19 protein-coding genes are annotated in these 25,883 nt (G+C 73.1%); 11 read left to right on the top strand and 8 right to left on the bottom strand.

The features are described from left to right. Positions 1 to 2: 2 nt before the first annotated feature. From AB0K25_RS09585 to AB0K25_RS09570, 4 genes are read right to left on the bottom strand one after another with little or no spacing between them, the layout of a single operon-like run. The gene (locus AB0K25_RS09585) at positions 3 to 941 is read right to left on the bottom strand and encodes a polysaccharide deacetylase family protein (protein WP_219460995.1); all 939 of its coding nucleotides are present in this window, start codon (positions 939 to 941) and stop codon (positions 3 to 5) included. Further along, positions 935 to 2,371, bottom strand: coding sequence for an MmgE/PrpD family protein (locus AB0K25_RS09580; protein ID WP_219460997.1), 1,437 nt, complete (start codon positions 2,369 to 2,371; stop codon positions 935 to 937). The genes AB0K25_RS09585 and AB0K25_RS09580 overlap by 7 nt, the downstream gene beginning before the upstream one ends. After that, complete coding sequence (locus tag AB0K25_RS09575; protein WP_357533841.1) at positions 2,368 to 3,399, bottom strand: alcohol dehydrogenase catalytic domain-containing protein; 1,032 nt, start codon at positions 3,397 to 3,399, stop codon at positions 2,368 to 2,370. Before AB0K25_RS09575 ends, AB0K25_RS09580 begins: the two co-directional genes overlap by 4 nt. Then, positions 3,396 to 4,406 (bottom strand): asparaginase, encoded by a 1,011-nt coding sequence (locus AB0K25_RS09570; protein WP_219461002.1) that lies wholly within the window; start codon positions 4,404 to 4,406, stop codon positions 3,396 to 3,398. The genes AB0K25_RS09575 and AB0K25_RS09570 overlap by 4 nt, the downstream gene beginning before the upstream one ends. A gap of 220 nt (positions 4,407 to 4,626) precedes the next feature. On the opposite strand from AB0K25_RS09570, the gene AB0K25_RS09565 reads away from it, so the two are divergent. Then, on the top strand, positions 4,627 to 5,292 hold the full coding sequence (locus tag AB0K25_RS09565) for a helix-turn-helix domain-containing protein (RefSeq protein WP_363819603.1): 666 nt from the start codon (positions 4,627 to 4,629) through the stop codon (positions 5,290 to 5,292). A 1,163-nt stretch (positions 5,293 to 6,455) separates the two neighbouring features. Here AB0K25_RS09565 and AB0K25_RS09560 read toward each other — a convergent pair. Beyond that, positions 6,456 to 6,854: a VOC family protein gene (locus tag AB0K25_RS09560; RefSeq protein ID WP_363819485.1), complete on the bottom strand. Its 399-nt coding sequence runs from the start codon at positions 6,852 to 6,854 to the stop codon at positions 6,456 to 6,458. A 184-nt stretch (positions 6,855 to 7,038) separates the two neighbouring features. Between AB0K25_RS09560 and AB0K25_RS09555 the strand changes: the two genes are divergently transcribed. From AB0K25_RS09555 to AB0K25_RS09540, 4 genes are all read left to right on the top strand, one after another. Then, positions 7,039 to 7,329: a hypothetical protein gene (locus AB0K25_RS09555; protein ID WP_219470885.1), complete on the top strand. Its 291-nt coding sequence runs from the start codon at positions 7,039 to 7,041 to the stop codon at positions 7,327 to 7,329. 15 nt (positions 7,330 to 7,344) lie between these two features. Beyond that, positions 7,345 to 8,766 carry a methyltransferase gene (locus AB0K25_RS09550; RefSeq protein ID WP_219461010.1) on the top strand — a complete coding sequence of 474 codons (1,422 nt, stop codon included), beginning with the start codon at positions 7,345 to 7,347 and terminating at the stop codon, positions 8,764 to 8,766. Next, entirely contained in the window at positions 8,759 to 10,807 is a 2,049-nt protein-coding gene (locus AB0K25_RS09545) for a sulfatase-like hydrolase/transferase (RefSeq protein ID WP_363819482.1), read from the top strand. The genes AB0K25_RS09550 and AB0K25_RS09545 overlap by 8 nt, the downstream gene beginning before the upstream one ends. Before the next feature lie 224 nt (positions 10,808 to 11,031). Further along, a complete protein-coding gene (locus tag AB0K25_RS09540; protein WP_219461036.1) occupies positions 11,032 to 12,315 on the top strand; it encodes a citrate synthase in 1,284 nt (427 codons plus the stop codon). Between the two features lie 85 nt (positions 12,316 to 12,400). Here the strand turns inward: AB0K25_RS09540 and AB0K25_RS09535 are convergent, their stop codons facing one another. Continuing rightward, complete coding sequence (locus AB0K25_RS09535; protein ID WP_357533836.1) at positions 12,401 to 13,807, bottom strand: glycosyltransferase family 4 protein; 1,407 nt, start codon at positions 13,805 to 13,807, stop codon at positions 12,401 to 12,403. Between the two features lie 325 nt (positions 13,808 to 14,132). Between AB0K25_RS09535 and glgX the strand changes: the two genes are divergently transcribed. From glgX to treZ, 3 genes are read left to right on the top strand one after another with little or no spacing between them, the layout of a single operon-like run. After that, positions 14,133 to 16,253 carry a glycogen debranching protein GlgX gene (gene glgX / locus AB0K25_RS09530; RefSeq protein ID WP_219461039.1) on the top strand — a complete coding sequence of 707 codons (2,121 nt, stop codon included), beginning with the start codon at positions 14,133 to 14,135 and terminating at the stop codon, positions 16,251 to 16,253. 1 nt (position 16,254) lies between these two features. Then, the gene (gene treY, locus AB0K25_RS09525) at positions 16,255 to 18,597 is read left to right on the top strand and encodes a malto-oligosyltrehalose synthase (RefSeq protein ID WP_357533831.1); all 2,343 of its coding nucleotides are present in this window, start codon (positions 16,255 to 16,257) and stop codon (positions 18,595 to 18,597) included. Next, positions 18,594 to 20,327: a malto-oligosyltrehalose trehalohydrolase gene (gene treZ, locus AB0K25_RS09520; RefSeq protein WP_363819477.1), complete on the top strand. Its 1,734-nt coding sequence runs from the start codon at positions 18,594 to 18,596 to the stop codon at positions 20,325 to 20,327. Before treY ends, treZ begins: the two co-directional genes overlap by 4 nt. A gap of 346 nt (positions 20,328 to 20,673) precedes the next feature. Here treZ and AB0K25_RS09515 read toward each other — a convergent pair whose 3' ends face one another. After that, positions 20,674 to 20,910, bottom strand: a complete 237-nt coding sequence (locus AB0K25_RS09515; RefSeq protein ID WP_219461053.1) for a winged helix-turn-helix domain-containing protein — start codon at positions 20,908 to 20,910, stop codon at positions 20,674 to 20,676. A gap of 314 nt (positions 20,911 to 21,224) precedes the next feature. Here AB0K25_RS09515 and AB0K25_RS09510 point away from each other — a divergent pair, with 314 nt between their 5' ends. Beyond that, complete coding sequence (locus tag AB0K25_RS09510; RefSeq protein WP_308290698.1) at positions 21,225 to 22,406, top strand: helix-turn-helix transcriptional regulator; 1,182 nt, start codon at positions 21,225 to 21,227, stop codon at positions 22,404 to 22,406. A 180-nt stretch (positions 22,407 to 22,586) separates the two neighbouring features. On the opposite strand, the gene AB0K25_RS09505 is transcribed toward AB0K25_RS09510, so the two are convergent. Beyond that, on the bottom strand, positions 22,587 to 24,224 hold the full coding sequence (locus AB0K25_RS09505) for a cellulose-binding domain-containing protein (protein WP_363819474.1): 1,638 nt from the start codon (positions 24,222 to 24,224) through the stop codon (positions 22,587 to 22,589). Positions 24,225 to 24,466: 242 nt separating this feature from the next. Here AB0K25_RS09505 and AB0K25_RS09500 point away from each other — a divergent pair, with 242 nt between their 5' ends. Together AB0K25_RS09500 and AB0K25_RS09495 are read left to right on the top strand one after the other, a co-directional pair. After that, positions 24,467 to 25,393 carry a hypothetical protein gene (locus AB0K25_RS09500; protein WP_363819471.1) on the top strand — a complete coding sequence of 309 codons (927 nt, stop codon included), beginning with the start codon at positions 24,467 to 24,469 and terminating at the stop codon, positions 25,391 to 25,393. Continuing rightward, entirely contained in the window at positions 25,390 to 25,848 is a 459-nt protein-coding gene (locus AB0K25_RS09495) for an ABA4-like family protein (RefSeq protein ID WP_363819468.1), read from the top strand. The genes AB0K25_RS09500 and AB0K25_RS09495 overlap by 4 nt, the downstream gene beginning before the upstream one ends. Positions 25,849 to 25,883 lie beyond the last annotated feature (35 nt).

Genomic DNA, 25,883 nt, shown 5'->3' with positions numbered 1-25,883 from the left:
GGTCACTGCCCTCCGTGGGCCGGCAGGTCGGAGTAGTTGTGGTGCCACCAGTCGGCGATGTCGCGCCGCCTGGCGAACCAGACGCCGGGCAGGTCCTGCGCCCAGGCGATCAGGTCACGCAGCGCGGAGGCCCGCCCGGCCTGGCCGATCAGCCGGGCGTGCAGCCCGATCGAGATCATCTTGGGGGAGGTCTCGCCCTCCTCCCACAGGTACTCGATGCCCCGCCGGCAGTTCTCGAAGAAGTCCGTCGGGTTGCCGTAGCCGGGGCTGAAGGCGAACCGGCCGTCGTTGTAGGTGTGGGTGTACGGCACCACGAGGTGCCGCTGGTCGGCCACCTGCACCCAGTACGGCAGGTCGTCGTTGTAGGCGTTGGAGTCGTAGCGGAAGCCACCCTCCTCGACCAGCAGCCGCCGGGTCCGGTCCGACGGGGCGTAGCGGGAGTACCAGCCGACCGGGCGTTCCCCGCACAGCTCGGTGATCGTCGCCACCGCCTGCCGGATCTCCGCGCGTTCCTCGTCCTCGGTCATCCCCGACGGCTCCCGCCAGCGCAGGCCGTGCGAGCAGATCTCGTGCCCGGCGTCGACGAACGCCTTGGTCAGCGGCCGGTTACGGGCCAGCGCCTCGGCGCAGCCGTAGACGGTCACCGGGGTCTGCGTGCGGTCGAACAGCCGCAGCAACCGCCACGCCCCGGCCCGGCTGCCGTACTCGTAGACCGACTCCTGGGACAGGTCACGGTGTTCCGCGCTGGTCGGCGTGTAGGAGATCTCGCCGACCCACTCGTTGACGCTGTCGCCGTCGAGGAGGCTGTGCTCGGCCCCCTCCTCGTAGTTGAGGCACAGGCTCACCGCCACCCGGGCGCCACCGGGCCACTCGACGCGGGGCAGGTCCGCGCCGTAGCCGATGAAGTCCCGCGCGGTGCCGGGTTCGACTCTGATCACCATGACGTCATGTCCTTTCTGCCGGATGGGCCGGGCCCAGCGGGAACCGACGGCGGGCCGCCGTGCGGATTCGGTGCCCCACCCCGGACCAGCGCGGTGAGGTCTCGCAGTCGGGTCGCCCCGGGGGCCCGGGTCAGCCCGTACAGCAGCTCGGCCGCCCCCGCCGGTACGCCCGGCGTACGCAGCAGCGCGGCGTCCACGGCGGCCAGCTCGTCGGCCGTCATCGGGTCCTCCCGGTCGCCGTGGTGGAACCGGGCCCGCCCGGTCAGCCGGGCCCCGCTGCGGGTGGTCACCTCCACCACCGCCGGCCGGCCCGCCGGATATCCCTGGTCCAGCCCGGGGTCGTGGCGTACGGTCACCCGCTCGGCGAGCCGGGCCGCGCGGGCCCGCCGGTCGTCCGCCGGCCCGTCCGGGGCACCCGGGTCGGTGCCGACCAGCCCGCAGGCGACCACCCACGGGATGCTGAACTGGCGGGCCAGCCGGCCGACCGGACGACGCTCGGCGAGCAGGGCCGCGCCCGCGTAGGTGTCCACGGTCACCGTCGCCACCTCGTCGGCCGTCAGGTCCCGGGCCATCGCGCGGGCCACCGTCCACCCGGTCAGGGTGTGCGCGCAGACCCCCACCGGTTTGAAGTAGGCCTCCGGCAGCAGCGGTCGGGATCCCAGCGCACCGTCCACGGGCCGGTCGGTTCCGCCGTGGTGGACGGTCCGGGCGAGGTGCGGCAGCGCCGGACCGGTGGCCGGGAACCCGGCGTCGGCGAGCCGGGCGACGGTCAGCCCGTTGGCGGTGCCGAGGGCGGGCAGCAGGTAGTGGGCGGCGTGTCCCCGCCGGGTGTCGGCTTCGGGCCCGGCCAGCGCCACGGTCAGCGCCAGGTTCACCGTGTCGGTGACCCCGGCGGTGTCCTGACCGGTGACGATCCCGGCGGCGGCCGCCGCCGCGCCGGTGCCCCACCCACCGTGCGGGTGCACCCCGGGGCGGGGTGCGCCGAGGAGCAGACCGAGCCGGGCGCCCACCTCCCAGCCGACCGCCAGCGCCCGCAGGAACACCCGCAGGCTGCGACCGTCGGCTTCGGTGGCGGCCAGCGCGGCGGCGTACGCGTGCAGCCCGGGGTGCCCCCGGGATTCGCGCAGGCCCTCGTCGCACTGGCTGACGGTGATCGCCGTCGCCGTCACCGCCGCCGCCCGCGCCGGCTCGTCCGTCCCGCCCGGGGCGGCCAGCAGGGTGCACCGGCCGTGCGGGTCGCCGGGGGTGTCGAGCCCGGCGGGCAGGTGCCCCCGGGCCGCGACGGCGTTGGCGGTCAGCCGGGCTGCCACCTGCCGGACCAGCACCTGTCCAGCGCCGGTGGCCAGCAGCGTGTCGGCGGCCTCGACGGCACCGGCGACGAGCGTGGCCAGCACGTCGCCGCGGGCATCCCCCCGCCGGTGGTCGGTCACGGTGTGATCACCTGCTTGCCGAGCACCCGCCGGTCGGCGAGCGCCTGGTGGGCCCGGCCGGCGTCGGCCAGCGGGAGGACCGCGTCGACCCGGGGGGTGAGTTGTCCCGCCGCGACCAGGCCCAGCACCCGGGCGATCTCGTCGGGGCGCTGGCTGCGCGACCCGCGCAGCTCGTACTCGTTGCGGAAGGTCTCGATGAGGTCGAGGTGCGGGTGCTCCCCGGCGTGGCCGCCGCCGACGATCAGTCGGCCGGTGGGGGCGAGGGTGCCCAGCGCGGCCTCGAAGACGTCGCCGCCGATGTGTTCGACGATCACGTCGAAGCCCGCACCCCCGGTGATCTTCCGGGCCTCGGTGGCCCAGTCGGGATCGCGGGTGCTCAGCACCGCGTCGGCGCCGAGGGAGGAGACGAAGTCGGCCTTCGCCGGGTCGCCGATCAGGCCGACCACCCGCGCGCCGCCGAGCTTGGCGAGCTGCACCACCGCGTGCCCGAGCCCACCGGCGGCACCCGGGGCGAGGACCCACTCGCCGGGCGCGAGTCGGCCGATGGAGTACAGGGTGCGCCAGGCGGTGCCGAAGGAGATCGGGGTGGAGGCGGCGACCACCGGGTCGAGGTCGCCGATGTCGAGCAGGCCGCGCGCCGGGGCCACCGCGTGCCGGGCGTAGCCGCCCCACCTGGTGATGCCGGGCATGTCGGCGTTCGGGCAGAGGTTGGCCCGGCCGCCCAGGCAACGGGGACAGGTCCCGCAGGGCGTGTTGGGCAGCACCAGCACGCGGTCGCCCGGGGCCCGGTCGGTGACCCGGGAGCCGAGCCGTTCCACCACGCCGACGACCTCCCGGCCGAGCACGTGTGGCAGCCGCAGCGGCATCCGGGACACCCCGCTGCGCAGGTCGGCGTCGAGGTGGTTGACGGCGACCGCGAGCACCCGCAGCAGGACCTCGTCGGGGCCGGGTTCGGGCAGGTCGACCTCGGTGAGGGTGAGCGTCTCGGGGCCGCCGTACCCGTTCATGGTCACTGCTTCGGTCTTCACGCGTGACGTCCTTCCACCATGGTGCGCAGGGCTGCCGGCACGGCGCCGGGTTCTTCGACGGCCAGGGCGAGGGCCAACGCCACCCGGGCCTGGGTGCCGGTGAGGTCACCGGCGAAGAGCGCGCCGGCGCGGGCGAGGGTCGCCCCGCCGCCGGCGTAGACCGGGCGGACCCGGCCCGCCCCGGTCCGGCTGGTGATGACCACGGGTACGCCGCGTCGGCCGGCCTCCGCGACGGCCTCGGCGACCGCGGGTGGGGCGTTGCCCGCGCCGAACGCCTCGACCACGATGCCGGCGGCACCGGCGCGCAGCGACGCGTTCAGGTGGGTGCCGTCCACACCGGCGACGAGCTTGACCAGGTCCACCCGGGGAAGTGCGGTGGGGACCGGTCGGTCGGCGTAGTGGCTGCCCCGGGCGGCGGTGGAGACGCGGAGCACGCCGTCCGGGTCGACCAGGGCCAGCACCCCGGCCGTTCCGCCGGAGAACGCCGACACCGCCGAGGTGTGCACCTTGCGGCTCTCCACCGCGGCGTAGGCGACCCCGCCCATGACCGTCGCCGCGCCGACCGGCTGCGGGGCGGCGACGATCCGGATCGCGTCGGCGAGGTTGCGTCCGGCGTCGGAGTCGGGCTCGTCGGCGCTGCGTTGCGCGCCGGTCAGCACGACGCGGGCGTCGGGGCCGGTGAGCTGCCCGGTCAGGTAGGCGGCTTCCTCCAGCGTGTCGGTGCCGTGGGTGACGACGACGCCGGAGAACCCGTCGGCGAGCTTGGCCCGGACGGCCCGGACGGTGCCGAGCATGTCGTCCAGGGAGAGCGCGAAGCTCGGCCGGCAGGACAGGTCGAAGCCGTGGATTTCCACGCCGGCCGGGACGGTGACGTTCTTCAGCAGGTCCGTGACGGAGTCGGTCACGGCCAGGCCCTCGTCGGGGTCCCACCGCGACGCGATCGTCCCACCGGTTGCCAGAACCGCGATCCGCACCAGCCACACCCCCTTGCGCAAACGATTGCTCAACTGGGTGATGACAGTTGCACAAACGTTCGCCCTGCACAAGAGCTGCGGGAACGCGGAAGCGAGGAAGTTATGCGATGGCGATCTGCCAGGTGACGGCCCGATGTCCGGCCTGTTTCGGTGTCCGTCGTCGTCCGGTTCGGGCCGGTGGCCGGTGGCGTGGCGCGGTCCCCGGCCGGTGGCGTGGCAGGCTGGGTCCGTGTACCGGGAACGGCCTGCCGAGATGATCGTCGGCGCGGTGCTCTGGGCGAGCGAGAGTCGCCCGGACGCCGCGCCGACGCGGGTGCTGCCCGATGGCTGCCTGGATCTGCTCTGGTCGAGCCGGGCGGGCCTGCTGGTCGCCGGGCCGGACCGCACGGCCTACCTGAGCCTGTCCCGGCAGGGGGAGCGGTGGCGTGGTGTCCGGCTACCGCCCGGGCTGGGCCCGGCCGTCTTCGGCGTCCCCGCCGACGAGTTGCGCGACCGTCGGGTGCCCCTCGACGCCCTCTGGGGGCGGACCGCCCTCCGGCTCGCCGACCAACTCGGCGCGTCGCCCACCGCCGCCGATCTGGCCACGGTGGCGGCCGACCGGCTCGCCCGGGTGGGCGGCGCGGACCCGCTGGGCCCCCGGGTGGCCGCCCTGCTCGCCGCCGGCGCCACGGTCACCGCGACCGCCGCCGAGGTCGGCCTCGGCCCGCGCGCCCTGCACCGACGCAGCCAGGCCCTCTTCGGGTACGGCCCGAAGACCCTCGCCCGCATCCTGCGGCTGCGCCGCGCCCTCGCCCTGGCAGGTCGCGGGGTCGGCCTGGCCGAGGTGGCTGCCCGTGCCGGCTACGCCGACCAGGCCCACTTCACCCGCGACGCCCGGGACCTGGCCGGAGTCCCGCCGACCACCCTGCTCGCCCGGTGACCCCGCCCCGTCGGCAGTGGTGCCCCTTGACCCGCGCTGTCCGTTGCCCGGTAGTGCCCGTTGCCAGGGTGTTGCCTGTCGCTGTCCGTTGCCCGGTAGTGCCCGTTGCCGTTACTCGGGGCTGCCCGTCATCGGGTGCCTTGGCAGCCGTGGGCGGCTCCGTCGACATCGGCGCGACGACGGACGGGGCAGTCGGTCGTCAGTCACGTCGTGGTCGCCGTGGGCCGGGTGCTGGGCAAGCGTGGCCGGGCGATGGCCCGGAAGTCCGTTGCGGAAGGGCCGCCAGCGGACGCCGGGCCACGGCGGGCATCGTCGGGCTGATCGAGACGATTCCGGTGCTCCGGCCGGCGCACTGAGCGCCGGGCCGTCGCCCGGGCCATTACCCGGGCCGTCGCCCGGGTCGTCGGACAGCCCGGCTGACCATGTGCTGTCCGGGCCCTTTCGAGCTGATGACCCAAACGACTCACCACCCTGCCTCCGCCCCGGTCGTCCGGAGTCCTCGTCGGTCACCACCCTGCTTCCGCCCCGGTCGTCCGGAGTCCTCGTCGGTCACCACCCTGCTTCCGCCCCGGTCGTCCGGAGTCCTCGTCGGTCACCACCCTGCTTCCGCCCTGGTCGTCCGGAGCCCTCGCCAGTTTCTCCAGGACCTTCCACGCCCGCCGGTCGGCGTCGGAGGGGAGGGCTGATGACGCCACCGACCGACGATGTCGGCTCGGGGATGAGAGGGTGGCGGGCCGGTTCTGTCCTCGTTCTCCCCGCTCCGCCTGCCCGAACCGGCCCGGCAGCGGCGAAGTCGGTGGGCGGGCCGGTCGAGTGAATCGTTGACGTCATCAGCTCGAAAGGACCCGAATAGCACCACGCCTGGTCCCGCTCCCGGCAGGATCCTGCGTCCGGGTGGCATCCCGGGCAGTGTGGCGCGCGGGCGCGGGCTGTGGTGGTGCGGGGGAGTGGCCGCGCGGGCTGTGGTGGTGCGGGCTGTGGTGGTCGCGCGGGCTGTGGTGGTGCGCGGGCTGTGGCGGGGCAGGCGGTGGCCGCGCGTGGCTGTGGCCCCGTGGGGCGGTGGCGCGGGCAGTGGTGGCGTGAGCCGGGTCTTCTCGGTCTCGGTTACCACGCCGTCCCGCCGGCAGCAGGTGGGAATGCCGGCAAATCCGTGGCCGCCGTGGTCAGCTCGGGTCGAGCGGGGCGAAGAGGTCGACACCGTTGCCGTCCGGGTCGTGCAGGACGGCGTACCGCTGGCCCCAGAAGGCGTCCCAGGGGGCGACCTCACCGTGGAAGCCCGCGTCGGTCAGCGCGGTCCAGTACCGGTCCACCTCGGCCGGGTCGGCGCAGCGGAAGGCGAGGCTGGCGCGCGGGCTGCCGCTGGGTGGCGTCCAGTCGGGGTGGAAGCCGCGCAGCAGCGTCACGGTGTCCCAGGCCAGCCGCAGCCCACCCGGCAGGGTGACCTCGACGTGGTCCTCGTGGTCGGCGTCGGCGGGGATGTCGAGCCCGAGCCGGCGGTAGAAGTCCAGGGTGCGGGCCATGTCGTTGACCGCGGTGCCGATGAGGTCGAAGCGGGGCGTCATGGGTTCAGGCTAGGTCGGTGCCCGACCCGGGGTCTTGAACGGAACGGACCGAGGAAACCATGTGCCCCTCGCGCGGGGACCGGACGACGTACGGTGTCAGGGGAGAAACCCGCCTTTCAGGTTCAAATGCCTCGTAACGGCGTGCCTGTCGGCGGTCCATGACGGCGAGGGAAGGGAGCGGCCGATGATGCACCTGGCCTACCTGGACGCGGGATCCGGCAGTCTGATCGTGCAGGCGGTGGTCGGCGGAACAGCGGGCGCAGCGGTCGCCGCCAAGCTCTACTGGCGGCGGGTGGCGGCCCGCTTCCGGCGCCACCCCACCGAACCCGTCGAGGCCCGCCCACCCGGCCAACCCGCCGGGCAGGCCGAGGCCACCGCGACCGGGCGGCAACCGGTCGCGACCGGGCGGCACCCCTCCGTACCGGCCGAGGCCACCCGGACCGACCGGCAACCGCGACAGCCCGCCGGCAACTGACGGGCCGGCGCACGGATGACCACCGCCGACCTCGGGATCCGGGCCGAACCCGGCTCCTTCCGCGACCCCGCCAATCGGGTCTTCCACCTGGGCGAACAGGTGCTGCGCGGGCTCGGCCCGCAGGGCACCGCCGACTGGCAGGCCCTTGCGGCCAGCGGGTTCTTCGCCGCGCTGCTCGCCGAGGGCAAGGTCTGCGCCACCTCGGCGGTGGACCCGGCGACGCTGCCGGACACCGGGTGGACCACGGTGCTGCGGCACGAGCGCATCCCGTTCGTCTCGCATCCGTACGAGTGGTCGTTCGGCATGTTGCGCGACGCCGCCCTGCTGCACCTGGAGATCCTGCGTCGGGCGCTGGAGGCGGGGTTCACCGTCAAGGACGGCTCGGCCTACAACCTCCAGTGGCGGGGGGCCACCCCGGTCTTCATCGACATCGGCTCGTTCGCGCCGCTGACCGAGGGCGAGCCGTGGGCCGGCTACCGGCAGTTCTGCCAGACCCTGCTCTATCCGCTGCTGCTTCAGGCCCATCTCGGGGTGGACTTCCAGCCCTGGCTGCGGGCCCGGGTCGACGGCATCACCCCCGACCAGCTCCGACCGTTGTTCCGGGGCGTGCGCCGGCTGCTGCCCGGGGTGCCCACGCACGTGCACCTGCACGGCGCGATGCAGGCCCGCAACGCCGACGCCAGCAGCAACGCCGTCGCCGCCCAGCTGCGCGACGCGGGCTACTCCCGCCAGCTGGCCCTGGCCACCGTACGACGGTTGACGCGGCTGGTCAGTCGGCTGGACCGTCGGGTGGCCGGCAGCCACTGGGTCGACTACCCGCGCACCTGCGGCTACACCACGGCGGACCGGGCGGCCAAGGAGAGCTTCGTCGAGGCGGCGGTGGCGGCGGGCGGCACCCCCCGGCTGGCGCTCGACCTGGGCGCCAACGACGGCCGGTACGCCCGGATCGCCGCCCGGCACGCCGCCCAGGTGGTCGCCGTCGAGCAGGACCCGGCCGTGGTCGACGCCCTCTACCGGGCGCTGCGTGCCGAGGGTGACCGGCGGATCCTGCCGCTGGTGATGGACCTGGCCGACCCGTCACCCGGCGGCGGCTGGCGGGGCGTGGAACGGGCCGGGTTCGCCGCCCGGGCCCACGCCGACGTGGTGCTCGCCCTCGCCGTCGTGCACCACCTGGCGATCGGCCACAACGTGCCGCTTCCCGAGGTGGTCGACCAGCTGGTCGGGTACGTCCGACCCGGTGGTCGGCTGGTGGTGGAGTTCGTCGATCCGCAGGACCCGATGGCGCGGCGGCTGCTGGCGAACAAGCCGGCCGGGATCTTCCCCGACTACCGGCGCGACGAGTTCACCCGGCTGCTGACCGCCCACTGCCGGATCGAGCGTCGGTGCGAACTGCCCTCCGGCACCCGGACGCTCTACCAGGTGGTGGTGGGTGACTGAGCCGACCCTCACCCGGACCGAGCCCGTCGCGCCGCCCGCGCCGGATGAGCGGAGCGCGCCGTCCACCCGCCGGGTCGAGCTGCGCCGGGCGGCGGAGCTGGTCGCCCTGGTCGGCCTGGTGGTCACCCAGCCGTTGCTCGACGTGCTCGGGCGCAGCCCCGACTTCTTCCTGTTCCACCGGGCCGGCAGCGGGGACGTGCTCGCGCTGGTGGCGTTGGTCGCGGTGGTGCCCGGCCTCGCCGTGGTACTGCTCGGGGCGGCGACCCGGCTGGCCGGGGCCCGGGTCCGGGCCGGTGCCCACACGGTGCTCGTCGGGCTGCTGCTGGCCGGGCTGGCCGTGCAGGTGGGCCGGCAGGTGACGGCGCTGCGGGGCGTACCGCTGGTGGTGGTGGCGGTGCTGGCCGGGGCAGCCGGGGCGGTGGCACACCGGCGCTGGTCGCTGCCCGGCCGGGTGTTGCGGGTGGCCGCCGTCGGACCGGTCGTCTTCGTCGGGTTGTTCCTGTTCGCATCGCCCGCCTCGGCGGTGGTGCTGCCCCGCGCGCACGAGGGTGCCGCCGGGGTCGCCGGCCCGGGCTCGCACCCGCCGGTCGTCATGATCGTCCTGGACGAGTTGCCGCTGGTGTCGCTGCTCGGTCCGGACGGACGGATCGACGCGGCCCGCTACCCGAACTTCGCCGAGCTGGCCGGCGGCTCCACCTGGTACCGCAACGCCACCGGCGTCAGCGGGTGGACGCCGTACGCGTTGCCGGCGATGTTGACCGGCCGCTACCCGTCGACCCCGGCCGCCCCGCACTACTCGCAGTACCCGGACAACCTGTTCACCGCCCTCGGCGGCCTGTACGACATCCGGGCCCAGGAGAGCATCACCCGGCTCTGCCCGCCCAGCCGCTGTGACCAGCCGGTCGCCCCCGAACAGGGGCTCGGCGTGCTGGTCCGGGAGAGCGGGGCGCTGCTGGGCCGCATCGCCGCCCCGGTGGACAGCCGGGTCGACCCGCAGGAGTCGTACCGGGAGCAGACCGCCGCCGAGGTGGGCCTGGACGCCGCCGAACCGGTCCCGGCCGACCCGAAGTTCCGTTGGGACAGCCTGAACGACAACCAGCCGGCCCGGTTCACCGCTTTCCTGGCCGGGCTGCGCCCGTCCGACCGGCCGACCCTGCACTTCCTGCACCTGCTGATGCCGCACGCCCCGTGGGTGTACCTGCCGTCCGGAGCGCGTTACGACGCACCGGACGACCTGCCCAACGACGGCGCGGGTTGGGCGGAACTGGCCCGGGCCCGGCACCTGGCCCAGTTGCGGTACACCGACCGGCTGGTCGGCGAGACGCTGCGCACCCTGCGCGCCTCCGGCCTGTACGACAGGTCGCTGGTCGTGCTCACCGCCGACCACGGGGTGAGTTTCGCCCCGGACTGGCAGGGGCGGGGGATGGGGGCCATCACGCACGCGCCCGGCGAGGTGGCCTGGGTGCCGCTGTTCGTCAAGGAGCCCGGTCAGCGTGCCGGTCGGGTCGACGACCGCAACTGGGAGCACGTGGACCTGCTGCCCACCATCGCCGACGAGGTGCACGTCCGGGTCCCGTGGCGGCTCGACGGCCGGTCTGCGCAGCAGCCGCCCCGGGAGCGTACCGAGAAGTTCTTCTACGACCAGCCCGGTGAGCGGGTGGCCCTTCCCGGCGGGGTGCCGGCCCGTCCCGCGCCGCCCGTCCCGCATCCGCTGGTCGGCACGACGGTGGGGGAGAAGCCGTCGGGTGGTACCGCCTCGGTGGCGCACCTGGGCGCGTTCGACCACGTCGATGCGGGGGCGGGGGAGCTGCCGGCCCTGGTGTGGGGGACCGTGCCCGGGCAGGTGCCCGACGGCACGCTGCTCGCGGTGGCCGTCAACGGCCGCATCGGCGCGGTCGTCCCGGTGGTGCCCCCGGACCGGGGGGGTCGCCGGTTCGCCGCGTTCCTCCCCGACGACCGGCTGTTCCGGGCCGGGGCGAACCGGTTGGACATCTACCGGGTGGGCAGCGGCGGCGATCTGCGTCGATTGACCCTCTCCTAAGCTGTAGTGCAATTTCCTGGCATTTCGCCGCTTTTCTGCGTCCCGTCACCGGTGTCCGGCTCCGGCCGTACCCCCGGGCCCGGCGGGGTTTCCGCGCCGCTGGGTCGGGAATCGGGTGACGCATACCTCACCGCAGAACCACGGGGGGCAGTATCCCCGCGACCGCGATTACGGTAAAAGCGAAGGCAATTCAACGAAGATTCGCCGGCGAAGCGAGGAACCACATGACGGAAGTCAAGCTCGACCACCCCGGTGGGCAGCTTTCGATGCCGGTGCAGGGCGCGGTCGAGGGCCCTGCGGGCATCGGGGTCAGTAAGTTGCTCAAGGAAACCGGGATGACAACATACGACCCCGGTTTCGTGAACACCGCGTCCTGTTCTTCCGCGATCACCTACATCGACGGTGACGCGGGCATCCTGCGGTACCGCGGCTACCCGATCGATCAGCTGGCCGAGAAGTCCTCCTTCCTGGAGGTCTCCTACCTGCTCATCTACGGTGAGCTGCCGACCCAGCAGCAGCTGGGCGAATTCAGCGAGCGGATCCGGCGGCACTCCCTGCTGCACGAGGAGATGCGCCGGTTCTTCGACGGCTTCCCCCGGGACGCCCACCCGATGGCCGTGCTGTCCTCGGCGGTCAGCGCCATCTCCACCTTCTACCAGGACAGCCTGGACCCGTTCGACTCCGAGCACGTGGAGATGTCCACGGTCCGGCTGATGGCGAAGGTCCCCACCATCGCCTCGTACGCCTACAAGAAGTCCATCGGTCAGCCGCTGCTGTACCCGGACAACTCCCTGGGTTACGTGGAGAACTTCCTGCGGATGAACTTCGGCGTTCCCGCCGAGCCGTACGAGGTCGACCCGGTGGTGGCGCGGGTGTTGGACATGCTGTTCGTCCTGCACGCCGACCACGAGCAGAACTGCTCGACCTCCACCGTCCGGCTGGTCGGCTCCAGCAACGCCAACCTCTTCGCCTCGGTCTCGGCCGGGGTGAACGCCCTGTTCGGTCCGCTGCACGGCGGGGCGAACCAGGCCGTGCTGGAGATGCTGGAGAAGATCGAGGCCGACGGCGGTGACGTCGCGTCCTTCGTCCGCAAGGTCAAGGACAAGCAGGACGGCGTCAAGCTGATGGGCTTCGGGCACCGGGTCTACAAGAACTACGACCCCCGGGCCGCCATCGTCAAGAAGGCCGCCCAGGACGTGCTCGGCCGGATGGCCAAGCCGGACCCGCTGCTGGACATCGCGATGCAGCTGGAGGAGATCGCGCTCGCCGACGACTTCTTCGTGTCCCGCCGGCTCTACCCGAACGTGGACTTCTACACCGGGTTGATCTACAAGGCGATGGGCTTCCCGACCAAGATGTTCACGGTGCTGTTCGCGCTGGGCCGGCTGCCCGGCTGGATCGCCCAGTGGCGCGAGATGATCAGCGACCCGGAGACCAAGATCGGCCGGCCCCGGCAGGTCTACACGGGTGCGCCCGAGCGGGAGTTCACCGCGATCTCGCAGCGCTGACCCCGGTCACGACGAAGGCCGCCGACCCCGCTGGGGGTCGGCGGCCTTCTCGCGTACGGGAGACCGGGCGTCGGGGCCCGGTGGATCAGCGCAGGCCGGCGGCGACGAGCAGGTTGCCCGCCGGGATCGGGGCGGTGACCCGGCCGGTGGCCATCCGCTGCTCGGCCCGCTGCGCGGTGAACGCGGCGTCCCCGGCGATCGCCGAGGCGTACGCTGTCGCGGTGCGGGCGGCGATCGCCGACCAGCCGTACTGCTCGTGGACCATGGCGCGGGCCCGGCGGGCGAGCACCCGGGCGCGTTCCCGGTCCGACAGCAGCGCGTGCACGGCCTCGGTGAGGTCGGCCGGGTCCTCCGGGGCGAAGGTCATCCCGGTCACCCCCGGCTCGACGATCTCGGCCAGCCCGCCGGTCTCGGCGACCGCGAGCGGTGCGCCGGCTGCCGCGCCCTCCAGGGCGACCATCCCGAACGGCTCGTAGATGCTGGGCACCGCGAAACAGTCCGAGGCGGCCATCACGGCCGGCAGGTCGGTGCCGCCGAGGAAACCGGGCATGGCGACCGTGCCGCCCAACCCGAGCCGGCGCACCTCGGCCTCCAGCTCCGCCTTGTACGGCCCGTCGCCGACGATCACCGCGCGCAGGCCGGGGTGCCGCTCGCGCAGCCGGGGCAGGCCGGCGAGGAGGTGCTGGACGCCCTTCTCGTAGACCAGCCGGCCGGCGAAGGTGACCAGCGGCCCGTCCCCGGCGAACCGGGCGCGGGCCGCGGTGACCGCCGAGGTCGGCACCTTCCACCGGTGCGGCTCGACCCCGTTGGGGACCACGTCGACCCGGGCGGTCGGCACGTCGAACAGCGCGCCCACCTCGTCGCGCATGTACCGGGAGCAGACGATGACCCGACCCGACTCGGCGGCCAGCCACTGCTCGACGCCGTGGATGGTCCGGTTCATCTCCCCCGGCAGCCAGCCCTGGTGCCGGCCGGCCTCGGTGGCGTGGATGGTGGTCACCAGCGGCACGTCCAGGTGGGCGCGCAACGTCATGGCGGTGTGCGCGACCAGCCAGTCGTGGGCGTGGATCACGTCGTACGCGCCGGACTCGGTGGCCCGCAGGGCGGCCCGGGTCAGGGTGTGGTTGAACGCCATCGTCCAGGCCAGCAGCGAGTCGGTGGCCAGCGGGAAGGTGACCGGGTCCTCGGCGGCCCGGACGATCCGCACGCCGTCGGCGTACTCCTCCAGCGCCGCGCCCTCGGTGTGCCGGGTGACGACGGTGACCTCGTGCCCGGCGGCGGCCAGGGCCACCGACAGGGCGTGCACGTGCCGGCCGAGCCCGCCCACCAGCACCGGCGGATACTCCCAGGAGAGCATCAGGATGCGCCGGGTGCGCGGGGGCACGCCGGAGCCGCCGCCCTGCTGGGGGAGCTGGGGCCGGAAGGTGGGGGTGGGCCGGCGGGTCCGGTCCACAGCGGTCGCGAGCTGGTCGCTGACCCGCAGGGTGGTCACATCAATCTCCGTCCATGCGCACGCGATCACGCCGGCAGCGGTGACGGCGGGAGGGGGCGGTGGTGGGGGTGGCCGAGGGCCGAGTGGCGACGTGCCCGCGCGGGCGCGTCGCGTCTAGCAAAGGGCATCGGGCGGCTCGGCGCATCTCGAAAGGGCCTATCGTGACGGACGACACCTGACGGTGGGTGATCCCTCGGACGGGTGGAAATCGGGTGCCGTCCGAACGGGTGGATTGGCCGACCCGGCCACGGGGCATCAGTGGCGTGCGCATCGGCCGGTCCCCGACTCGGTAGGTGTGCTCATGATCATGGGCCGAAGGAGCGACATGCAGGTCTGGCCGGGTGAGCGTTATCCCCTGGGCGCCACCTACGACGGGATGGGCACCAACTTCGCGATCTTCTCGGAGGTCGCCGAGAAGATCGAGTTGTGCCTGTTCGACGAGTGGGACACCGGCGCGGAGCGCCGGGTCGAGCTGCGTGAGGTCGACGCGTACGTCTGGCACGCGTACATCCCCGGGATCGAGCCGGGCCAGCGGTACGGCTACCGGGTCCACGGCCCGTACGACCCCGCCAACGGTGTCCGGTGCAACCCGCACAAGCTGCTGCTCGACCCGTACGCCAAGGCGGTCGACGGGGAGGTCAGCTGGGACCCGGCGGTCTACGACTACGAGCTGGGCGGTGACCCGGACCGGATGTCGCAGACCGACTCGGCCCCGTTCATGCCCAAGTCGGTGGTGGTGAACCCGTACTTCGACTGGGGCAACGACCGGCCGCCGCGCATCCCCTACCACCACTCGGTGATCTACGAGGCACACGTGCGCGGGCTCACCATGCGTCACCCCGGCATCCCGGAGGAGCTGCGCGGCACCTACGCGGCGATCGCCTCCCCGGTGATGATCGACTACTTCCGGCAGCTCGGGGTGACCGCCATCGAGCTGATGCCGGTGCACGAGTTCGTGCACGACCACCGGCTGGCCGACCTCGGCATGCGCAACTACTGGGGTTACAACAGCATCGGCTTCTTCGCCCCGCACCACGGCTACTCCGCGCTGGGCCGCCTCGGCCAGCAGGTGCAGGAGTTCCGGGGCATGGTCAAGGCGCTGCACGCCGCCGGCATCGAGGTCATCCTCGACGTGGTCTACAACCACACCGCCGAGGGCAACCACCTGGGCCCGACGTTGAGCTTCAAGGGCGTCGACGCCCCCAGCTACTACCGGTTGTCCGAAGAGGACCGCCGGTACTTCGTCGACTACACCGGCACCGGCAACAGCCTCAACGTGCGCAGCCCGCACTCCCTCCAGCTGATCATGGATTCGCTGCGCTACTGGGTGACCGAGATGCACGTCGACGGGTTCCGCTTCGACCTCGCCGCCACCCTGGCCCGCGAGTTCTACGAAGTCGACCGGCTGTCCACGTTCTTCGAGGTGGTGCAGCAGGACCCGGTGGTCAGCCAGGTGAAGCTGATCGCCGAGCCGTGGGACGTCGGCCCCGGCGGCTACCAGGTCGGCAACTTCCCGCCACTGTGGACGGAGTGGAACGGCAAGTACCGCGACACGGTCCGCGACTTCTGGCGCGGCGAGCCGGCCACCCTGGCCGAGTTCGCCTCCCGCATCTCCGGCTCGGCCGACCTCTACCAGGACGACGGCCGCCGCCCCTTCCACAGCATCAACTTCGTCACCTGCCACGACGGGTTCACCCTCAACGACCTGGTGTCGTACAACGACAAGCACAACGAGGCCAACGGTGAGGAAAACCGCGACGGCGAGGGCCACAACCGGTCCTGGAACTGCGGCGTCGAGGGGGAGACCGACGACGCCGGCATCACCGCACTGCGGGCCCGGCAGCGCCGCAACTTCCTCGCCACCCTGATGCTCTCCCAGGGCGTGCCGATGCTCGGCCACGGCGACGAGCTGGGCCGTACCCAGCACGGCAACAACAACGCCTACTGCCAGGACAGCGAGCTGGCCTGGGTGGACTGGGAGCACGCCGACGACGACCTGCTGGCCTTCGTCCGGCGGCTCACCGACTTCCGCAACCGGCACCAGGTGTTCCGTCGCCGCCGGTTCTTCACCGGCCTGCCGGTGGGTGGCCGCAACGCCGAGGCGGGGCTGCCGGACCTGGCCTGGTACACCCCCGACGGCCGGGAGATGACCGGTGAGGACTGGGGCAACGACTTCGGCCGGTCGGTGGCCCTGTTCGTCAACGGCGACGGCATCCCCGAGCGCGGCCAGTACGGCCAGCGGCACCGGGACTCCTCGTTCCTGCTCTGCTTCAACGCCCACGACGCGCCGCTGGACTTCACCCTGCCCGGTGCGGAGTTCGGGCAGCGCTGGGAGTTGGTGATCAGCACCGCGGAACCGGATCCGGAGAAGCCGACGGTGGTCGAGGCGGGCGGCGCGGTCTGCGTGCCGGACCGTTCCCTGGTGGTCCTGGAGAGGACGGTCTGACATGCCCGCTCAGCCCGCACCCGACTCGACGGCGACGGTCGGGTCGACGTACCGCGTCCAGGTCCGACCCGGGTTCGACCTGGACACCACCGCCGGGCTGGCCGACTGGCTCGCCGACCTGGGCGTCACCCACCTCTACACCGCACCGCTGCTCACCGCGACCCCCGGCTCCGCGCACGGCTACGACGTGGTCGACCACCGCGCGGTCAACCCGGAGCTGGGCGGGGAAGCCGGCCGGCAACGGCTGGTCCGGGCGTTGCGGGCGGCCGGGCTGGGCCTGGTCGTCGACATCGTGCCCAACCACGCCGGGGTTGCCCAGCCGGCCGCCAACCCGGCCTGGTGGGACGTGCTGCGCCGGGGCCGGGACTCGGCCTACGCCGACTGGTTCGACGTCGACTGGGAGCGGGGGCGGCTGCTGCTGCCGGTGCTCGCCGACAGCCCCGACGCGACCGACGACCTCAAGCTGGTCGACGGGGAACTGCGCTACCACGAGCACCGGTTCCCGATCGCCGACGGCACCGCCGACGGCAGCCCCCGCGACGTGCACGACCGGCAGCACTACGAGCTGGTCTCCTGGCGGCGTGGCGACGCCGAGCTGACGTACCGCCGGTTCTTCGCCGTGTCCGACCTGGCCGGGCTGCGGGTGGAGGACCCGGCGGTCTTCGACGCCACCCACGCCGAGGTGCTGCGCTGGGTGGCCGCCGGTGAGGTCGACGGCATCCGCGTCGACCACCCCGACGGCCTGCGCGACCCGGCCGGCTACCTGACCCGGTTGCGGGCCGCCGCCCCGCACGCCTGGCTGGTGGTGGAGAAGATCCTGGAGTACGGCGAGGAGCTACCGGACTGGCCGGTCGACGGCACCACCGGCTACGACGCGCTCGCTGCGGTCTGCGGGCTGTTCGTCGACGGGCGGGCCGAGGGCGACTTCACCGCCCTCGACGCCCGGCTCACCGGCCGGCACACCTCGTGGCAGGACCTCACCCACACCACCAAGCTGGAAGCCGCCACCCGGCTGCTCGCCGCCGAGTTGGGCCGGCTCGCCGCGCTCGCCCCCGACCTCGACCGGGACGCCACCCGGGCGGCCCTGGCGGAGTTGGCCGCCTGCTTCCCGGTCTACCGGGGCTACCCGCCGCACGGGGCCCGGCACCTGGCCGCCGCCCGCGCCGAGGCGGGCCGCCGCCGGCCCGATCTCACCGCCACCCTCGACGCGGTGACCGCGCTGCTGCGCCGTCCCGAGCACGAGCTGGCCGCCCGGTTCCCGCAGCTCACCGGTGCGGTGATGGCCAAGGGGGTGGAGGACACCGCCTACTACCGGTGGAGCCGGTTCGTCGCGTTGAACGAGGTCGGTGGCTCGCCGGCCCACTTCGGGGTGCCGCCGGCGGAGTTCCACCGGTTCGCCGCCGCCCGGCAGGTCCGCTGGCCCACCAGCATGACCACGCTGTCCACCCACGACACCAAGCGCGGCGAGGACGTCCGGGCCCGGCTGGCCGTGCTCGCCGAGCTGCCGGCCCGTTGGGCGGAGCAGGTCGGTGACTGGATGGCCCGTGCGCCGCTGGCCGATCCGGCCTTCGCCCACCTGCTGTGGCAGACCGCCGTGGGTGCCTGGCCGATCGACCGGGAGCGGCTGCACGCGTACGTGGAGAAGGCCGCCCGGGAGGCGTCGACCTCCACCAGCTGGGCCGACCCCGACCCGACCTTCGAACACGACCTGCACGCCCTGGTCGACCGGCTGTACGACGACCCGCTGCTGCACGACGAGGTCAGCGCGTTCGCCGCCGAGCTGACCCCGGCCGGCTGGTCCAACGCGCTCGGCCAGAAGCTGGTCCAGCTCGCCATGCCGGGGGTGCCCGACACCTACCAGGGCACCGAGTTGTGGGAGAACTCGCTGGTCGACCCGGACAACCGCCGCCCGGTCGACTTCGCCGTACGCCGGGAGCTGCTGGCCCGGCTCGACGCCGGCTGGCAACCGGCGGTGGCCGCCGACGGCGCGGCCAAGCTGCTGGTGGTCTCCCGCACGCTGCGGCTGCGCCGTGACCACCCGGAGCTGTTCGCCGGCTACCGGCCGGTGGCCGCGCACGGGCCGGCCGCCGCCCACGTGGTCGCCTTCGACCGGGGTGGTGTGATCGCGGTGGCGACCCGGCTGCCGGTGGGGCTGGCCCGCGACGGCGGCTGGCGTGACACCCGCCTGTCGATGCCCGGCAACAGTGTTACCGACGTGTTCACCGGACGGGTCTACAGTGGTTCTGAGCTGCTCCTTCATGATCTGCTGAGCACCTACCCCGTCGCGCTCCTCGCGCCCACCGCCCTGCTGGCTCCCACCGACCCCGTGGAGGCTGCCGCATGACCGAGTTCACCGTCTGGGCGCCCGACGTCGCCCGGGTCCGGCTGCACCTGCCCGGCGTCGCCGACCACGACATGCGGGCGGGGCCGGACGGCTGGTGGCGGGTCGAGGTGCCCGCCGCCGGCCCCGGCACCGACTACGCGTTCCTGCTCGACGACGACGACACCCCGCTGCCCGACCCCCGGTCGGCCTGGCAGCCGACCGGGGTGCACGGGCCGAGCCGACGCTACGACCACGCCGCCTTCGCCTGGACCGACCAGGGCTGGCCCGGCCGGCAACTGCCCGGCAGCATCCTCTACGAGCTGCACGTCGGCACGTTCACCCCGGAGGGCACCTTCGACGCGGCGATCGACCGCCTCGACCACCTGGTCGACCTCGGCGTCGACCTGATCGAGTTGCTGCCGGTGAACGCCTTCAACGGCGAACACAACTGGGGCTACGACGGGGTGTGCTGGTTTGCCCCGCACCAGCCCTACGGTGGGCCGGACGGGCTGAAACGCCTGGTCGACGCCGCCCACGCCAGGGGGCTGGGGGTGATCCTCGACGTCGTCTACAACCATTTCGGGCCCTCCGGGGCCTACGCGCCGAGGTTCGCGCCCTACCTGACCGAGCAGGACAACTCCTGGGGACGCACGGTCAACCTGGACGGCCCGCACTCCGACGGGGTGCGCCGCTACATCGTCGACTCGGTGCTGATGTGGCTGCGCGACTACCACGTCGACGGCCTGCGGCTGGACGCCGTGCACGCGATGCCCGACTCCCGCGCGGTGCACGTCCTGGAGCAGGTGGCGGTCGAGGTGGAGGCGCTCGCCACCCACCTGGGCCGGCCGCTGTCGCTGATCGCCGAGTCCGACCTCAACGACCCCCGGCTGATCACCGCCCGGGAGGCGGGCGGCTACGGCCTGCACGCGCAGTGGAACGACGACGCCCACCACGCCCTGCACACCCTGCTCACCGGGGAGCGGCAGGGCTACTACGGCGACTTCGGCTCGCTGGAGTGCCTGACCGACGTGCTGACCGGGGCGTTCTTCCACGCCGGCACCTGGTCCAGCTTCCGCAACCGCAGCCACGGCCGGCCGGTGGACCGGCACGCCACCCCCGGGCACCGGTTCGTGGCGTACCTGCAGAACCACGACCAGATCGGCAACCGGGCCACCGGCGACCGGATCTCCGCCGGCCTGTCGCCCGCGCTGCTGCGGGTCGGGGCGATGCTGCTGCTGACCGCGCCGTTCACCCCGATGCTGTTCATGGGGGAGGAGTGGGCGGCCAGCACGCCGTGGCAGTTCTTCACCAGCCATCCGGAGCCGGAGCTGGCGGCGGCGGTCGCGACCGGCCGGCGGCGCGAGTTCGCCGCGCACGGCTGGCCGCCGGGCGACGTGCCCGACCCGCAGGACCCGCAGACCTTCCTGCGTTCCCGGCTCGACTGGGCCGAGCTGGACAAGCCCGAACACCGCGAGATGTACGACTTCTACCGGCGGCTGATCGCGCTGCGCAAGGCCCGCCCCGACCTGTCCGACCCCCGCCTGCACCAGGTGGAGGTACGCCACGGCGACGAGTTCCTGGTGGTCCGCCGGGGCGGATGCCTGGTGGTGGCGAACCTCGCCGGTCGACGCCAGCGGATCACCCTGCCCGGGGTGGCACGCCGGGTGCTGCTCACCACCGGAGAGGGCGTCACGGTGATGCGCGACCGGGTGGAGCTGCCGGCGGAGACCGCCGCGATCGTGGCTCTCTGAGCGCCGCGCCCGGCTGTGCCACGGCTGGCTGTGCGCGGCAGCGGTCGTGGCCCGGGGTCATCTGCGCGGGCCCGCGCGTTTCTCGGGTGACACGGGCGGTGCGGCGGGTAGCGGCGGGCCGCTGCTGCCCGCTGCTGCCCGCGGCAGCATCGGGGATCGCGAGGGTGCCTGTCCCCGCGAGGGGTCGTCACGCTGGGTCACGGGTGCGGCGGGAGCCAGTGTGCGCGCAGAGCAGTATGCCTGTCCGTCATATTTATGCCTGTGTGTCATAAGCCCGATCGGACCATGACACTCCAGACCCGACCTCGCGCCGCCCGCTGACGGGCGACGAGCATCAGCCCGCAGCTCAGGACTCCTCGAACAGCTTCCCGGTCACGTAAGTGCCCTTGCCCTGGCGTCCCTGAAGCTCGCCGGTGATCTGGAGATGTTCGATCGCCCGCCGCACCGTGCCGATGGAGCAGTCGTACCTCTCGGCAAGTTCAGGCAGCGACGGGAGTTTGTCGCCTTTCTTGAGCTGCCCCGAGGCGATCGACGTCCGGATGTCGTTGATGACCATCCGGAAGGTCGGGACGTAGCCACTCATGGAATTCAGTAGATCAGTCGGCCCAGCTAGCCATGTCCAGTATGTATTTTGTTTCAACACTGCTTACACTGTCTACTCTGCTAGTAGAGTTGGACCCCGGTCAGTGATGAAGAGGGGTGTCATGCCGAGACGAAAGTGGTACCAGCATCCGGTCTATTCGGTTCAGGACGATCCGTCCCCTCCAAGGAACCGGGGTGAGCGGATTGATGCAGCTGAGCAGGAGGCGGCTCGGTGTCGCCTGCTCGCGCAGGCCGAGGCGGAGCGGGTACCCGTGGAGGACACGACGCGCGCCGTGCCGGATCGGCGGTGGCGGCGTGGGCTCTGAGGAACTGCCGGTCGGACGGCGGGTGGCGCGCTGGCGGGTACGGCGGCGGATGACCCAACAGATGCTTGCCGACCGGCTCGGCAAGTCGAAGAGCTGGGTGGACAAGGTCGAACGCGGGGTCCGCACGTTGGACAGGTACTCGGTCATCCAGGAGATCGCCGAGGTGCTGCGGGTCGATCCGGCGGTGCTGCTCGGCACCCGGCTGCCGTCGGCGGGCGGGACCGGCGTGGACGGGGTGGACGGGCTGCGCGCCGCCCTCGCCCGTTACGACGTCACGGTCGGGGTGGTGTCACCGGCGGAACTGCGGCGGCATGTCGGGCACGCCTGGTTGACCTATCAGCACGCGCACTACGCGCAGGTGCTGCGGGCACTGCCGGGGTTGCTCGACGCGGCCCGCAGCCGGCACTCGACCGCCCCGGAGGGCGCGGCGGAGGCGCTGGTGCAGACGTACCGGATCGCCTCGGCGGTGCTGGTGAAGCTCGGCGAGGCCGACCTCGGGTGGTTGGCCGCCGACCGGGCGGTGGCCGTGGCCGGCGACGACCCGGTACTGGCGGGTACGGCGGCGGTCGCGGTGGGGCAGGCGTTGCGGGCCCTGGGCCGTGGCCGGTTGGCGCTCGCGGTGGCCGTGGCCGCCGCGCGTCGCGTCGCCCCGAGGCCGGTACGCGACGCCCCGGCGGGCCGGCAGGCGCTCTGCGGGACGCTGCTGCTCCAGGCCGCCCTTGCCGCCGCCGAGCACGGCGACACCCACCGGGCCGACGAGCTGATCGACCTGACTGCCGGGATCGCCACCCGGGCCGGGAGCGGTGACGATCCGCACCGGATCTGCTTCGGGCCGGTCGCCGTCGAGCTGGCCCGGGTGGTGGCGGCGATCGAAGTGGGCGACGGTGGGGAGGCTGTCTACCGGCACGAGCAGGTGGTCCGTCGGGAGGGGTGGCAGCTGCTGCCGGCCGAGTACCGGGCCGCCTACCTGGTCGACGCCGCGCGGGCGTACCTCCAGGTCGGTGACCTGTTCGGGGCCGGTCGGGTGCTCGTCGACGCGGACGGCATCGCGCCGGCCGAGGTGCGCTGCCGGCCGGCGGCGCGTGCGGTGATCGCCGAGATCGCCCGGGGGCGGCCTACTGTGGCCGGTGTCGCGCGACTGGCCACGCTGGTCGGCCTCACGACCCGGTGACCGGTCGCCCTCCGCCTGCCCCGCCCGGCCGGGTCCGCCGCCTCCGCCTGCCCGGCTTGCGGCCCGCCCTTGGCCGTCGCCGCCGACGGGCCGCAGGCCGCGCCGGCCGTGCCGACCGGGCTGCCCGTGGTGGTGGCCCGGCCGGTCGGACCGGCCGGGCCACCACCCGCAGGCCGGCGGTTACAGGGTGACCTGCCGGCCGCCGAGGGTCACCACGAGCCGCCCGTCGGAGGCGAAGGACCAACCGATCGCCCCGGTGTACGACGCGCAGCGGGAGCCGTTGCTGCCGTTCCAGAACTGGTTGGAGCTGTCGGCGTTGCCGACGATCTTGTCGTTCGAGCCGCTGCCGCTGCGGCACGAGGTGTTGCTCCGGAACACCGAGCTGCCACCGTCGAACGAGAAGTTGCGCTCGGTGTTGTCGATGCTCAGGTTGTTCGAGATCGACATCGAGCCGAGGTTGCGGTTGTAGGTGAACCCGTGCTTGCCGTTGCGGAAGGCGATGGTCCGCCGCACGACGTGGTTGACCGCGATGTCCTCGCCGCCGAGCTTGAAGCCGTTGCGGTCACCGTTGCCGTTCTGGGTGCCGTTGCTGAGCGTCCCGTTGTTGTAGGCCAGGGAGTCCTCGATGGTCACCACACCGATGGCTCCGGTGTCGGTCTTGGTGTAGAGGTCCCACCCGTCGTCGATGTTGTTGTGGGACACCGCGTACCGGAAGACGTTGCCGTTGCCGACGGTGAGCTTGGCGGCGAAGCCGTCGGCGTCCTCCCCGTCGGAGTCGGCGTTGTCGTGCGACTCGGCGCTGAGCACCAGGTTGTTGGCCGGCCACTGGTCGCGCGGGGTGCTGGAGGCGATCCGGGAGAGCTGTAGCCCGCTGTCGCGGTTGAAGCGGGTCACCGTACGTTCGATGATGTTGTTGCTGCCGCCCACGAAGATCCCGTTGTCGCCGGCCCGCTCGACGACGATGCCCTGGACGTGCCAGTACGACCCGTTCAGCGCGAGCCCTCGGTTGGCCGGGTCCTCGCTCATCGCCGAGAAGTTCAGCACCGGCTTCTCGCCCGGGTAGGCGAACAGCTTCTTGCGGGCGCTGGCGGTGCCGTTGTTGCCCGGTTCGATGGTCACGGTCTGCGCCAGGTTGTACGTCCCGGCGCGGACATAGATCGTCCCACCGGCGGTGACCCGGGTGATGGCCGAGGCGAGCGTGGTCGGGTTCGTCTGGGTGCCGGCCGCACCGGCGCTGCCGTTCGGTGCCACGTACAGCGTGCTGCCCGACGGCGGGGGTGTCGTGGGCGGTGGGGTGGTCGGCGGCGGCGTGGTCGGCGGGGGTGTCGTGGGTGGGGGTGTGGTGGGCGGGGGTGTCGTCGGGGGCGCGCTGGTGGGGGTGCCGGTGGTGGGGGTGACGCCGCCGGTGCAGGCCACCCCGTTGACCGCGAAGTTCGTCGGGACCGGGTTGCTGCCGGTCCAGGTGCCGTTGAAACCGAACGAGACCGTGCCGTTGGTGGCGACCGCCCCGTTGTAACCGGCGTTCGCCGCGCTGACCGTGCTGCCGCTCTGGCTGAACGTGGCGTTCCACCCCTGGTCGACGCGCTGCCCGGCACCGAACGTCCAGGTGGTCGTCCAGGCGCTGAGCGGGTCGCCCAGATTGGTGAGGTTGACGCTCGCGGTGAAACCGCCGGACCACTGGGTGGACACCGTGTAGTCGATCCGGCAACCGGCGGCGGCCTGGGCGGCGTTCGCGGTGATCACGACTCCGGTCGCGGTGAGCGTCGTCGCCGCCACTGCGGACATCCACAGTGCCGTCCGACGCTGTCGGTAGATCATGGTCTTCTCCTGGGGGTTGGGGTACGAAGCCCGCCCTGCCCCGGGGCCGCTCCGGGAGGTGGTGGGTCGGCGCGTCAGTCGAGGTAAGCGCTTTCCAAGGTACTGAGCATCGTCTATGCCGTCAATCCGCCCGTCCGCCCCGGCACCCCTCCACCCTGGGGAGGAGGCGGCCTCCGACCGGGGGCCGTGACCGGGGCTTCCGGTCGGGCGCGGCCGGGCCGACGGCCGGCGAGGCTCGACACATGACTGAACTGATGTCCCGGGCGGCCGGCCGGCACCGCCCCCTGAGGGTGCTCAGCGTGGCGGCGGCGGTGCTCGCCGTCGTCACCGCCGTCGGTGTGGTGGTCGACGGGCGGGTACTCACCGGCGTGCCGATCTGGCTCAAGCCGTTCAAGTTCTCGGTGTCCTTCGCGCTCTACGCCGCCACCCTCGCCTGGATGCTGGCGCAACTGCCGCGCCGCAGCCGGATCGCCGAGTGGTCGGCCGGCGTGGTGGTGGCGACGGCCCTGGTCGAGATGGTGGTGATCGTCGGGCAGGTGCTGCGCGGCACGACCAGCCACTACAACCAGACCACCCCGCTCAACGCCGCGCTCTGGCAGGTGATGGGAATAGCGATCATGGTGTTGTTCGCCGCGCACCTGATCGTCGCGGTGGCGCTGCTGGTACGGCGGCCCACCGACCGGGCCACCACCTGGGCGGTGGCTCTGGGGCTCGGCCTGTCCGCGCTGGGAATGCTGGCGGCGTTCCCGATGGTGGCCCAGGACCGGGCCGGGCCGGACGGGATCGCCGGGGCGCACAGCGTGGGCGTGCCGGACGGCGGGCCGGGCCTGCCGATCGTCGGGTGGAGCACCACCGGGGGCGACCTGCGGATCGGGCACTTCGTGGGGCTGCACGCCATGCAGGCGCTACCGATCCTGGCCTACCTGCTGCGCCGCTACCTGGGTCACTGGCTCGACGAGCGGAGCCGGGTCCGGCTGCTGGTCGTCGCGGGGGCCGGGTACGGCGTACTCACGGTGCTGTTGACCTGGCAGGCGCTGCGCGGGCAGCCGCTGCTGCGGCCGGACCTGGCCACCCTCACCGCGCTGGCCGCCCTGGCCGCGGCGACCACGGTCGCCGCGGTGGCGGTGGTGGCCCGGCGACGTCGCCCGGAACTGGCGCTGGCCGCGTGACCGCCACCTGGTTCACGCTGACCTTCGCGCTGGCCGCACCGTTCTGGGCGCTGATGATCCTGCTGCCGGGCTGGTCGTGGACCATCCGGATCGTCCGGTCGCCGTTGATCGTCCTGCCGGTCCTGGTGATCTACGCGGTGCTGGTGCTCCCGGCGCTCGGCGCGGTGCTCCCGGTGGTGACCTCGCCGACCCTGACCGGGGTACGGGACCTGTTCGGCACCGACGTCGGCGCGGCGGCAGCCTGGGCGCACCTGATCGGGTTCGACCTGTTCGTCGGCCGGTGGGCGTGGCTCGACAGCCGGGACCGTGCCGTGCCGGCGCTGGTCATGGCCCCGGTGCTGGTGGCGACGATCCTGCTGGGACCCCTCGGCCTGGCCGGTTACCTGGTGCTGCGGACCCGCTGGGCCCACCCGAGTGGGGCAGCTGCCGCTCCCACCCCCCGATCCGTAGGCTGACCCCGTGGGTTGGGTCGGGCGACTGTTCGACGCAC

Origin of the sequence: Micromonospora sp. NPDC049257, from assembly GCF_040678915.1 — a bacterium.
Classification (GTDB): Bacteria; Actinomycetota; Actinomycetes; order Mycobacteriales; family Micromonosporaceae; genus Micromonospora; species Micromonospora antibiotica.
The sequence above is the reverse complement of the archived record's forward strand: the minus strand, read 5'-3'. Positions and strand labels throughout refer to the sequence as shown.

Coding starts and splice junctions, on each gene's coding strand:
- AB0K25_RS09560 (WP_363819485.1), bottom strand. CDS start 6,854: ATGACGCCCCGCTTCGACCTCATCGGCACCGCGGTCAACGACATGGCC.
- treY (WP_357533831.1), top strand. CDS start 16,255: ATGCCCGCTCAGCCCGCACCCGACTCGACGGCGACGGTCGGGTCGACG.
- AB0K25_RS09550 (WP_219461010.1), top strand. CDS start 7,345: ATGACCACCGCCGACCTCGGGATCCGGGCCGAACCCGGCTCCTTCCGC.
- AB0K25_RS09565 (WP_363819603.1), top strand. CDS start 4,627: ATGATCGTCGGCGCGGTGCTCTGGGCGAGCGAGAGTCGCCCGGACGCC.
- AB0K25_RS09585 (WP_219460995.1), bottom strand. CDS start 941: ATGGTGATCAGAGTCGAACCCGGCACCGCGCGGGACTTCATCGGCTAC.
- AB0K25_RS09500 (WP_363819471.1), top strand. CDS start 24,467: ATGACTGAACTGATGTCCCGGGCGGCCGGCCGGCACCGCCCCCTGAGG.
- AB0K25_RS09505 (WP_363819474.1), bottom strand. CDS start 24,224: ATGATCTACCGACAGCGTCGGACGGCACTGTGGATGTCCGCAGTGGCG.
- AB0K25_RS09540 (WP_219461036.1), top strand. CDS start 11,032: ATGACGGAAGTCAAGCTCGACCACCCCGGTGGGCAGCTTTCGATGCCG.
- AB0K25_RS09515 (WP_219461053.1), bottom strand. CDS start 20,910: ATGAGTGGCTACGTCCCGACCTTCCGGATGGTCATCAACGACATCCGG.
- treZ (WP_363819477.1), top strand. CDS start 18,594: ATGACCGAGTTCACCGTCTGGGCGCCCGACGTCGCCCGGGTCCGGCTG.
- glgX (WP_219461039.1), top strand. CDS start 14,133: ATGCAGGTCTGGCCGGGTGAGCGTTATCCCCTGGGCGCCACCTACGAC.
- AB0K25_RS09555 (WP_219470885.1), top strand. CDS start 7,039: ATGATGCACCTGGCCTACCTGGACGCGGGATCCGGCAGTCTGATCGTG.